10 protein-coding genes and 1 pseudogene are annotated in these 10,807 nt (G+C 30.7%); 7 read left to right on the top strand and 4 right to left on the bottom strand.

Annotated elements, in window-relative coordinates; genetic code table 11:
- From ACHZC3_RS06980 to ACHZC3_RS06970, 3 genes and pseudogenes are all read left to right on the top strand, one after another.
- Positions 1-178 (top strand): annotated as a pseudogene (locus ACHZC3_RS06980) (alpha/beta hydrolase); the annotation flags it as partial.
- Between the two features lie 41 nt (positions 179-219).
- Positions 220-1,101: a lytic transglycosylase domain-containing protein gene (locus ACHZC3_RS06975; RefSeq protein ID WP_394759147.1), complete on the top strand. Its 882-nt coding sequence runs from the start codon at positions 220-222 to the stop codon at positions 1,099-1,101.
- A gap of 13 nt (positions 1,102-1,114) precedes the next feature.
- Entirely contained in the window at positions 1,115-1,483 is a 369-nt protein-coding gene (locus ACHZC3_RS06970; protein ID WP_394759146.1) for a TSUP family transporter, read from the top strand.
- Here ACHZC3_RS06970 and ACHZC3_RS06965 read toward each other — a convergent pair whose 3' ends face one another.
- Together ACHZC3_RS06965 and ACHZC3_RS06960 are read right to left on the bottom strand one after the other, a co-directional pair.
- Positions 1,484-2,179: a TlpA family protein disulfide reductase gene (locus ACHZC3_RS06965; RefSeq protein ID WP_394759145.1), complete on the bottom strand. Its 696-nt coding sequence runs from the start codon at positions 2,177-2,179 to the stop codon at positions 1,484-1,486.
- 145 nt (positions 2,180-2,324) lie between these two features.
- Positions 2,325-2,840 carry a DUF2892 domain-containing protein gene (locus tag ACHZC3_RS06960; RefSeq protein WP_394759144.1) on the bottom strand — a complete coding sequence of 172 codons (516 nt, stop codon included), beginning with the start codon at positions 2,838-2,840 and terminating at the stop codon, positions 2,325-2,327.
- A gap of 153 nt (positions 2,841-2,993) precedes the next feature.
- On the opposite strand from ACHZC3_RS06960, the gene rpmH reads away from it, so the two are divergent.
- From rpmH to ACHZC3_RS06940, 4 genes are all read left to right on the top strand, one after another.
- Positions 2,994-3,155, top strand: coding sequence for a 50S ribosomal protein L34 (gene rpmH / locus ACHZC3_RS06955; protein ID WP_007136275.1), 162 nt, complete (start codon positions 2,994-2,996; stop codon positions 3,153-3,155).
- 237 nt (positions 3,156-3,392) lie between these two features.
- Entirely contained in the window at positions 3,393-6,245 is a 2,853-nt protein-coding gene (carB, locus tag ACHZC3_RS06950; RefSeq protein ID WP_394759143.1) for a carbamoyl-phosphate synthase large subunit, read from the top strand.
- Between the two features lie 657 nt (positions 6,246-6,902).
- Positions 6,903-8,711, top strand: a complete 1,809-nt coding sequence (locus tag ACHZC3_RS06945) for a CotH kinase family protein (RefSeq protein ID WP_394759142.1) — start codon at positions 6,903-6,905, stop codon at positions 8,709-8,711.
- A 94-nt stretch (positions 8,712-8,805) separates the two neighbouring features.
- Positions 8,806-9,762, top strand: coding sequence for an ion channel (locus ACHZC3_RS06940; protein WP_394759141.1), 957 nt, complete (start codon positions 8,806-8,808; stop codon positions 9,760-9,762).
- A gap of 2 nt (positions 9,763-9,764) precedes the next feature.
- On the opposite strand, the gene ACHZC3_RS06935 is transcribed toward ACHZC3_RS06940, so the two are convergent.
- Positions 9,765-10,307 (bottom strand): YceI family protein, encoded by a 543-nt coding sequence (locus ACHZC3_RS06935; protein WP_394759140.1) that lies wholly within the window; start codon positions 10,305-10,307, stop codon positions 9,765-9,767.
- Positions 10,307-10,669 carry a c-type cytochrome gene (locus ACHZC3_RS06930; protein WP_394759139.1) on the bottom strand — a complete coding sequence of 121 codons (363 nt, stop codon included), beginning with the start codon at positions 10,667-10,669 and terminating at the stop codon, positions 10,307-10,309. Before ACHZC3_RS06930 ends, ACHZC3_RS06935 begins: the two co-directional genes overlap by 1 nt.
- Positions 10,670-10,807 lie beyond the last annotated feature (138 nt).

Here is a 10,807-nt window from a genome sequence, read left to right as displayed (position 1 = left end):
TTGTTGGGAAAGAACAATTGCAGATGAAAATGTAATTCATATTCATGGTGACAATGATAGTGTTTTTCCTTCTCAGAATATTAACAATTTTATTAATGTAAAATCAGGAACTCATATTATGATTATTAACAGATACAAGTGGTTTAATGAGAACTTGCCTGAAATTATTCTAAAATAAAACTTTTGTTTTTACTACTTTTACTTTTTAATGATAAAAATATGAAAATGATAAAAAAAGTAGTACTAGTTGCTACAATTATAGGATTAAGCGGTATTTTGATTAACGCAACATCAAATACTAAAAATACAGATACATCAAGCTATTTTCCAGAAGCTATAGATTTTGCTGGTGAGGCAACGCCATTACAAATATATGATGTTCGTGAGCGAATGGATAGAGAACTTCTCATAAACGAAAACTTGCATTCATCAACCATTCTTATTCTAAAAAGAGCCAATAAATTTTTCCCCATTATAGAACCTATTTTGGCAAAAAATAATGTTCCAGATGATTTTAAATATTTAGCAGTAATAGAAAGTTCATTAATAACAGCTTCGGTTTCTAAAGCTGGAGCAAGTGGTATTTGGCAATTTATGAAGCAAACTGCTGTCGAAAAAGGTATGGAAGTCTCAGAATCTGTTGATGAACGTTATCATCTCGAAAAATCTACGGAAGCAGCTTGTAAATATTTACTTTCTGCAAAAGAAAAATTTGGCTCTTGGACATTAGCTGCAGCTTCCTATAACGGAGGAATGGCTGGTGTTGCAAAACAAATAGAATCGCAACAGGTTTCAAATTATTATGATTTATTATTAGTGGAAGAAACATCAAGATATGTTTTTAGAATATTAGCATTAAAAGAAATAATGAAAAAGCCAACTATTTATGGTTTCAATTTGCAACCTAAAGATTTGTATAAAAATCTTCCAACTAGAAAAATTGAATTTGACAGCTCGATTTCAAATTTAGCATCGTTTGCAAAAAGTCAAGGAATTAACTATAAGATTTTAAAATATTATAATCCTTGGTTGCGTGATAAGAAATTAGACAACCTTGGAAACAAAAAGTATGAAATTGAAATTCCAACAGAAGGATACTAAACAGTTGAACAATATGACAACGACAATAATAGTTTCGCTAATAATAATTGGATTATTAGCAGGAATACTCAGCGGATTAGTTGGAGTAGGAGGAGGAATTATAATGGTGCCACTTTTGGTTTTGTTTGTTGGGTTTAGTCAGCATCAAGCGCAAGGAACCAGTTTGGCAGTTTTAGCAGTTCCTGTAACGGCATTTGCTGTTTTCAATTATTACAAAGCGGGTTATGTAAACTGGAAATATGCATTAATTATTGCAGTTTTCTTTGTGATAGGAAGTTATTTTAGCAGTAAAATTGCAATTGGTTTAGATCAAAAAATGCTAAAGAAGATTTTTAGCGTTTTTATTATTATTGTAGCGGCAAAAATGTTTTTTGAAAAATAATTAATTTGTAGATAATTGTTCTTTCGAGATATTTTTTTCAATAAGTAAACTTCCTAAACCGTCTCTAAATGCATTGTAATTCATAGTGTAAGCTTTTACATAAGTGCTTTTTTTATCTGGTTGCGCTCCACCACGTTTTATGTTGACTACTTTTAGATTTTCATCTAAGAAATAGGATGTAGGAAATCCTAAAGTATGTTTTAGATTTGAAACAATACTTTCGTCATTTTTGTATGATTCGTTAGCATAACAAACTGTTATGTTGTGATTAAATTTTCTAGCTATTTTCTTAACATCGTGTTTTTTGTCCCAAAAAAGAATCACAAACTGAACATCTTTAGCGTATTTTTGAGCTAGTTTATTTAGTGCAGGAATTTCTCCTTTACTAGGAATACACCAAGAAGCATAAGTAAGTATAAAGATAGGTTTCTGGAAAGAACTTAATTTTAGTTTTCTTTTCTCGAAACTTTTAAGTGTGTAATCTTCAAAAGAAGTTCCTATTAAGTGATTATAAACTAAAGAATCAAATAAAATTTGCCCTTTCTCGGTGTCTTTATTTTCAAAAGCAATATTACTTTCAATATTGTATTTCTTTATATTGTTTCTTATAACATAGTTAAAACTATTCTTATCCACTTGGCTATTTCCAGAGAAAACGAATAGTAAACTTATCAGTAATGTATATATAGATTTCATATCTTAAAATGTTGTCATACAAATATACTAAGCTACTGCATTGATTGTCAATATAATCGTTGAACTGTTTAAAAACTCGTTTATATGCATACATATAAAAAAAATCACGCCAAATAGCGTGATTTTATAATGGTTTTAACAGATATTAGATCTTCTTCATCTGATCTTTCATCATTTTTACTTGGTCTTTCAGCATGTTTTGTTTGTCTAATTTCTTAACTTCGGCTAACAAATTAGTAGCTTCAATTTTTCTTCTTCTGCTCAAAGCAATTCCAGCAAGATTCAATTTTGCAAGTGCTAAATCTTGATCCATATTCAAGCCTAAACTAATAGCTTTCTTAAAATATTTTTCTGCTTGAATTAAATTGGTTTGCGAAAGCATTAATCCATGTAAATAATTAAAATAACCTTGTTGCTTTTGCACCAAAGCTGTTTCTGGATTTTTAATCTTATCCAGCCAGTTTTTTGCACCAACAAAATCTTGTTTTCTTAGTTTTAAGAATGCTAAAAGAATGAATTCGTTTTTAAAATAAAGAAAAATAGGAATTGCAGATAGTAAAATCAAGAAAATCCCATTTCCAATATTTCCTTCAGTAAATTGCCAAATCCCAGTAAATATAATCAATGCCGCAATTGCTAGCTTAATATTTCTATGAAACATAATTGTATTTTTATAATGAATTGCAAATATAGTAAAAGAATTAAAATATTTTTATAAAACCACTTGCAAGAAAAAAAAATCATTGTATATTTGCACTCGGTTTGAAAGAAACCTACAACAAGATATTTACACAAGAATTTAAAGATACACAAAATGAGCAAAAGAACGTTCCAACCATCGAAAAGAAAAAGAAGAAACAAACACGGATTCATGGACAGAATGGCTTCTGCAAATGGAAGAAAAGTTCTTGCACGTCGTAGAGCTAAAGGAAGACATAAGTTGACTGTTTCTTGTGAACCAAGACACAAAAAATAATGATTTAACAATCATAAATAAAGGCGTTACTGTTATAAGTATCGCCTTTTTTTTGTGCTTGTTCATAAATAATAATAAATTTTTGAAGCTATTTCCCGTTATTCACTTCAATCTTTTTATTTTTAAAGAAAAAATAAAAAGAATTTACATCTCAAACGAAGTTCACCGAACTCCGATGAAAATAAAAATCAAGTGAAGTAATCAGGGCTAAAACACATAACTAACTACAACTACACAATGCCAAAAGACAATTCAATAAAATCGGTTTTAATTATAGGTTCAGGACCAATCGTAATCGGGCAAGCTTGCGAATTCGATTACGCAGGATCACAATCAGCACGATCTATTCGTGAAGAAGGAATCGAAGTAATCCTTATCAATTCTAATCCAGCAACAATAATGACAGATCCAACCATGGCGGATCATGTATATTTATTGCCACTTACAACCAAATCGATTATTCAAATTCTAAAAGAGCATCCGCAAATTGATGCTGTATTGCCTACAATGGGAGGTCAAACAGCTTTAAACCTTTGTTTAGAAGCAGATGAAAAAGGAATTTGGGCAGATTTTAATGTAAGATTGATTGGAGTAGATGTAAATGCTATTGAAATTACTGAAGATAGAGAGAAATTTAAAAATCTTTTAAAGAAAATAAATATACCAACGGCACCAGCCGAAATTTGTACTTCAATGCTTCGTGGAAAAGAGATTGCTCAAGAATTTGGTTTTCCATTAGTAATTCGACCTTCGTTTACTTTAGGTGGAACTGGAGCAGCGATTGTCTACAAAAAAGAAGAATTCGAAGAAAAATTAACCTACGGATTAGAAATGTCACCTATTCACGAAGTGCTTATAGACAAAGCATTAATGGGTTGGAAAGAATACGAATTAGAATTACTTCGCGATAAAAACGACAACGTTGTTATTATTTGTACGATCGAAAATATGGATCCCATGGGAATTCATACTGGGGATTCTATAACTGTTGCACCTGCTATGACATTGTCAGACACGACATTCCAAAAAATGCGTGATATGGCTATTTTGATGATGCGTAGCATTGGAAATTTTGCCGGAGGTTGTAATGTGCAATTTGCCGTTTCGCCAGACGATAAGGAAGATATTGTAGCAATCGAAATAAACCCACGTGTTTCTCGTTCCTCAGCATTAGCATCTAAAGCAACTGGTTATCCAATTGCTAAAGTAGCTTCAAAATTAGCCTTAGGATATTATTTAGATGAATTACCAAATCAAATTACCAAATCTACTTCGGCTTTATTTGAGCCAACTTTAGATTATGTAATTGTAAAAATACCTCGTTGGAATTTCGATAAATTTGAAGGTGCTGATAGAACATTAGGTCTGCAAATGAAATCAGTAGGAGAAGTAATGGGGATTGGACGTTCGTTTCAAGAAGCATTACACAAAGCAACCCAATCGTTAGAAATAAAAAGGAATGGTTTAGGTGCAGATGGGAAAGGATACAAAAATTATGAGCAAATTATCGAGAAACTAACTTTTGCAAGTTGGGATCGTGTTTTTGTGATTTATGATGCTATTGCCATGGGAATTCCCTTGTCTAGAATTCATGAAATCACAAAAATTGACATGTGGTTCTTGAAACAGTATGAAGAATTATACAGTTTAGAAAGAGAAATTTCTAAATACAAAATAGATACTTTACCAAAAGATTTGTTGCTTGAAGCAAAGCAAAAAGGTTTTGCAGACAGACAAATTGCCCACATGATGGGTTGTTTGGAAAGTCAAGTTTATAAATTACGTGACGAAATGAATGTGAAACGTGTTTATAAATTGGTTGATACATGTGCTGCCGAATTTAAAGCATTAACACCTTATTACTACTCTACTTTTGAGGCTGAAATTGAAACAGCAACAGGTGAAAGATACGTTCACAATGAAAGTATTGTTACTCCAAAAAAGAAAGTAGTTGTTTTAGGTTCTGGACCAAACCGAATTGGACAAGGAATCGAGTTTGATTATTCTTGCGTGCATGGTGTTTTAGCTGCCAAAGAATGTGGTTACGAAACCATCATGATAAACTGTAATCCAGAAACGGTTTCGACCGATTTTGATACTGCCGATAAACTCTATTTCGAGCCTGTTTTTTGGGAACATATTTATGATATTATCCGTCACGAAAAACCTGAAGGAGTAATTGTACAATTAGGAGGACAAACTGCTTTGAAATTGGCCGAAAAATTATCTAAATACGGAATAAAAATTCTAGGAACCTCTTTTGATGCCTTAGATTTAGCAGAAGATAGAGGGCGTTTTTCAGAATTATTAGCGGAGCTTCAAATTCCATTTCCACAATTCGGGATAGCCGAAAATGCAGATCAAGCAAGTGCTTTGGCCGATGTTCTAGATTTCCCGTTACTCGTTCGTCCCTCTTATGTCTTAGGAGGACAAGGAATGAAAATCGTCATCAACAAACAAGAACTAGAAGAACATGTTATTGATTTATTGAAAAACATTCCAGGAAACAAATTATTACTTGACCATTATCTTGACGGTGCAATAGAAGCAGAGGCAGATGCTATTTGCGACGGTGAAAATGTGTATATCATAGGAATTATGGAACATATTGAACCTTGCGGGGTTCACTCTGGAGATTCGAATGCGACTTTGCCACCATTTAATTTAGGCGAATTTGTCATGCAACAAATAAAAGACCATACGAAAAAAATTGCTTTGGCACTAAGAACCGTTGGATTAATTAATATTCAATTTGCTATAAAAGACGACACCGTTTATATTATTGAAGCCAATCCGAGAGCTTCGAGAACAGTCCCGTTTATTGCAAAAGCATACGGGGAACCGTATGTAAATTATGCGACTAAAGTCATGTTGGGACATAATAAAGTAACCGATTTTACTTTTAACCCGCAACTAAAAGGATATGCGATTAAGCAACCCGTTTTTTCTTTTAGTAAATTCCAAAATGTAAACAAAGCTCTTGGTCCAGAAATGAAAAGTACAGGAGAAAGCATTTTGTTTATAGATGATTTGAAAGATGATCAGTTTTATGAGTTGTATAGCAGAAGAAAAATGTATTTGAGTAAATAAAATATATTTTTATCAAACACTAATTCCCAATCTAAATTATTTTTAGATTGGGAATTTATTTTAAGTTTTTTAATAAGTTCAGTTTGTATTCTAGAGCTTTTTATTTATAACGACTCAATTCTAAAACAGCACTTGAATCCATATTTATCCAATTTTTAGCTTTGAGTTTTTTATTAGAATAAAGCTATAGACACCGAAAAAAGCTAATTTACTGCCTTTATACATTTCATTTAAGTCCAATTTTGATAAAGATTTTGGACAAATTTAGGATTATACAGACTAAAAAAAAATTTTACTATTAAGGCCTCCTGCTTCAATGGATAAGCCGACAAAAATGACCCAAGCCACAATATATAAGCCCCAAAATACGAAGTTGTTTGTTTTTGACATAATTATTAAAAATTTTAAATTACATCAAGAATATAACAAATAATTATTAATAAACAATAAATATATATATTCAAAATAATTTTGTCTGATGCAAAAATATACAAAGTCGTACCTTAAAGTTTTAATTATGTCTTCTTTTACAATGATTGCTAACTCATAAAATGACATTTATTTATAAATGTTTTTATAAACTTACTGATTTTTTATAAATTAATTAGTGAGATTATAAATTTATATTTTTTGTACATTTGTTAAAAATAAACTTATATGATTAAATTCTACTCTGCAAAGTTTATCACATTTTCTAAAATTATTTTGATGTTACTATTGGGTGCATTTACTAAAGTTGCATCTCAGACTTTAATAGATAGTAATCTTCCAATCGTAATTATTAGAACTAATATAGATTCTACTACATATCGTTTTCAAAAAATTATTGATGAGCCTAGAATTATAGCATCAATGAAAATAATTTGTCATCCAGACGGAAATAGAAATTATGTTTCTGATCAAGATAAGGCTGAGTCTTTAAATTATAACGGAAGAATTAGTATAGAAGTTAGAGGTTCTTCTTCTCAAGATTTACCCAAAAAATCGTACGGACTAACAACAATACTATCTGAGAACAATAACAAAAATAATATAAGCCTATTAGGAATGCCTAGCGAACACGATTGGATTTTAAACTCATTAGCTTATGATCCGTCAGGTATTAGAGATTATATATCGTATAATTTAGCTAGAGAGCTGGGAGATTACGCTACTCGAACTGCTTTTTGCGAAGTAATTATAAACGACGAATACAAAGGTTTGTATCTTTTGCAAGAAAAAATAAAACCAGATCTTAATAGGGTAAATATTGTAAAAATTTCTAGAGAAGATACTACAATGCCTAACGTTTCTGGAGGATATATTACAAAAGTAGATAGGACAAATCTTGATGAAAAAGAAGCTTGGATCATAGACGATACAAAATTTATTCACGTATTTCCAAAACCAAAAGATATTACTGATCAGCAAGATTTATATATACACCATGAGTTTGAAAAATTAGCAAAAACGGCACTTTCAGGAAATGTAAGTCCACAGGATGGATATCCATCAGTAATTGATGTGCCTTCATTTATAGATTTTATGCTCATAAATGAGTTGAGTTCTAATGCTGATGCGTATCAATTCAGCACGTTTTTTCATAAAGACAGAAACGGAAAATTACGCGCAGGCCCTATCTGGGACATGAATTTAACTTTTGGAAACGATATGTTTTTATATGGAGCAGATAGGAGTAAAACTAATGTTTGGCAATTTTGGAACAAAAGCAATGAAGGTCCTGAATTTTGGAAAGATTTATACAATAATCCAACCTTTAACTGTTATCTTTCTCAAAGATGGAATGAGTTAATTTTGCCAGGAAAACCTATGAATGGTTATGTTTTAAACTCATTTATAGATAAAAGCGTAGCACATATTAGTGAGGCACTAATTAGAGAAAATGAGCTTTGGGGAACTATTCCGAATCATGCCAAGGAGATTGCAAATATTAAAGCATTTATAAATGAAAGAATTACTTGGATAACTAATAATATAGGTATTTGTAAGGTTTTGTCTAAACCAATTATTCCAAAACTAGTAATTACAAAAATTAACTACAATCCAATTGTTTCTGATGATCAAGAATTCATAGAAATTAAAAATATAAGTAAAAATAAAGTTAATCTTTCTGGTATTTATTTTAAAGAATTAGGAATAACATATCAGTTCCCGTATGGTTCGATGCTAAAAGCACATGAGAGTCTTTTTCTAGTAAACAATTCAGCTATTTTTTTAGAAAAGTATGGTTTTGAGCCATTTGGAGAATTTACCAGAGATTTATCAAACAAGACCGAAAAGCTTATTTTAGCAGATGCTTTTGGGAACTGTATAGATACTGTCGAATATTTAAATACGGAACCTTGGCCAATAGATGCTAATGGAAAAGGAAGCTATTTACAATTAAAAGACTCTGCATTAGATAATAATTTACCTACTAGTTGGTTTGCTTCTACTCAAGTTTTATTGTTAAACAAAAACAGATAATATACAATTGTTTGGTGACTATTTTAGTTTTTAAAATTCATTTCAAAATGTTAAATTAAATTTCTATAAATTTACAACAATATCATTATTGTATATGAAAGTATTTAAAAAAGCTATAAAAAACCTTAAAATAGATAACCAAACTGGTTTTGGTACTAATGCAGCAAATTATGGTGGACGGTTTTTAGACAAAGACGGTTCAGCAAATATTGAAAAAAGAGGTTTGCCGTTTTTTGATCAGATTAGTTGGTTTCACACACTTTTGCGTTTGCCTGCATGGAAATTTCAAATTATAATTTTTTCAGTTTTTATTTTGGTTAACTTTATTTTTGCTTCCATATATTATTTTATTGGTATAGAACATCTAAACGGTATTGTTGCCAGTTCTGAAATCGAGAAATTTGCTCAAGCTTATTTTTTTAGTGCACAAACATTTACAACAGTTGGATATGGTCATATAAGTCCGCAAGGATTCTTAACAAGTGCTATTGCTGCTACAGAAGCGCTTACTGGGCTTTTAGGGTTTGCGTTAGCTACTGGTTTGTTGTATGGAAGGTTTAGTAAACCCAAAGCACATTTAAAATTTTCTGAGAATGCTATAATTGCTCCTTTTCAAGGTGGAAAAGCATTAATGATGCGTGTTGCATCTTATAAAAATACAAATTTAACCGATGCCGAAGTAAAACTAACATTGGCAATGAGAGTTGAAGAAAACGGTGTTTATGTAAATCGATTTTTCCCTTTGGATTTAGAATATAGTACTATAAATTCTTTAACATTAAGCTGGACGCTAGTTCATTATATCACGGAAGAAAGTCCTTTATATGAATTTTCTAAAGAAGATTTTGAAAATGAGAAAGGAGAGATTTTAGTTTTTCTAAAGGCTTTCGACGAAATGTTTAGTAATACAGTAGCTATTAGAACCTCCTATATTTTTCAAGAAATTGTATATGGCGCGAAGTTTCTACAAATGTTCGAGCATAGTAATGACAAGACAAAAACGGTCATTCATATAGATAAATTAAATTTATTTGAACAAATTGAAATGTAATTCTACAGTAATTTGTAATCTAAATTAACTTGTACTTTTTTTGACACTTTACTACTAATAAGAAATGGTAAATCGATATTAAAATCATCAGTATTTAAAACAAAATTAGAAATTATAGTAATTGCATTCTCATTTTTAGACATCTTTGCGATAACCGAAATATTTTTAGATTTACCATGTAATTCAATGGTACCATTTATAATAAATTCTTGTTTCTGAGCGGTTAGTTTCAATATGTCAAAACCTTCAATTTTTCCTTTAAAAATGGCTTTCGGATATTTATCACTCTCAATATAATTTTCATTAAAATGTTCTTGCATCAAAGCCGATTTAAACTTAAAACTTTTTATCATAGACACACTAGCAATTTCTCCCGTTTTTGTGTTTAGTACACAAGCCGAAAGTTTATTGGTTGCTTTAACTTCCTCAAACGAAGGTATTGAGGCTTCAAAAGTAATTTGACCAGTTTTTGTTAGTATTTTATCTTGAGCAATTGCAAAATAGCTCATGAGGATTAGGGCAAATAAGATAAGTCTTTTTTTCATTAGTTTACAAATCCATCAGTTTGCCATTTTATAATTTTGTCGATAGTTGCTTGTGGGAGTCTATTTCCTGCATCTGGCATCATTCCTCCCGAACCTTGGGCTCTAGAAATTCTATCAATTAAACCTCCTGTAAGAATTGCATTTTTTACATCATCGTAGGTCGTAAGTTGCATTGGAGCACCATTTACTGGCGGAGACGCATGACAACTTAAGCAATTACTGTTTATGATTGAAGCAATGTCTGAACTATACTTAATAGTCACTGCATTATTTGTTGGTGTTACAAGATCCGAGGTACTATCGTTGCTACAAGACGATAAGGTTATTAAAATAGCTGTTGTAAAAAGAAGCTTTATGTTCATAATAATTAAAAGATAAGTTAAACAATTCGTTTTTTTTTGTTAAATTTATAAATAAACATTTAAAAGATAACAAAACATTTGTTAAATTTGATAAAAATAATTTTAGAAAATGAAATCTCTTTTAAAAATAACTTTTTT

It is taken from the genome of Flavobacterium sp., assembly GCF_043720215.1.
In the GTDB taxonomy this organism is placed as follows: Bacteria; Bacteroidota; Bacteroidia; order Flavobacteriales; family Flavobacteriaceae; genus Flavobacterium.
Note: the sequence above shows the minus strand (reverse complement) of the source record. Positions and strands in the feature narration are given on the sequence as shown.

Bases quoted from the DNA above. Each gene is read 5' to 3' on its own strand.
- ACHZC3_RS06975 (WP_394759147.1), top strand. From the start codon at position 220: ATGAAAATGATAAAAAAAGTAGTACTAGTTGCTACAATTATAGGATTA.
- ACHZC3_RS06970 (WP_394759146.1), top strand. From the start codon at position 1,115: ATGACAACGACAATAATAGTTTCGCTAATAATAATTGGATTATTAGCA.
- ACHZC3_RS06965 (WP_394759145.1), bottom strand. From the start codon at position 2,179: ATGAAATCTATATATACATTACTGATAAGTTTACTATTCGTTTTCTCT.
- ACHZC3_RS06960 (WP_394759144.1), bottom strand. From the start codon at position 2,840: ATGTTTCATAGAAATATTAAGCTAGCAATTGCGGCATTGATTATATTT.
- rpmH (WP_007136275.1), top strand. From the start codon at position 2,994: ATGAGCAAAAGAACGTTCCAACCATCGAAAAGAAAAAGAAGAAACAAA.
- carB (WP_394759143.1), top strand. From the start codon at position 3,393: ATGCCAAAAGACAATTCAATAAAATCGGTTTTAATTATAGGTTCAGGA.
- ACHZC3_RS06945 (WP_394759142.1), top strand. From the start codon at position 6,903: ATGATTAAATTCTACTCTGCAAAGTTTATCACATTTTCTAAAATTATT.
- ACHZC3_RS06940 (WP_394759141.1), top strand. From the start codon at position 8,806: ATGAAAGTATTTAAAAAAGCTATAAAAAACCTTAAAATAGATAACCAA.
- ACHZC3_RS06935 (WP_394759140.1), bottom strand. From the start codon at position 10,307: ATGAAAAAAAGACTTATCTTATTTGCCCTAATCCTCATGAGCTATTTT.
- ACHZC3_RS06930 (WP_394759139.1), bottom strand. From the start codon at position 10,669: ATGAACATAAAGCTTCTTTTTACAACAGCTATTTTAATAACCTTATCG.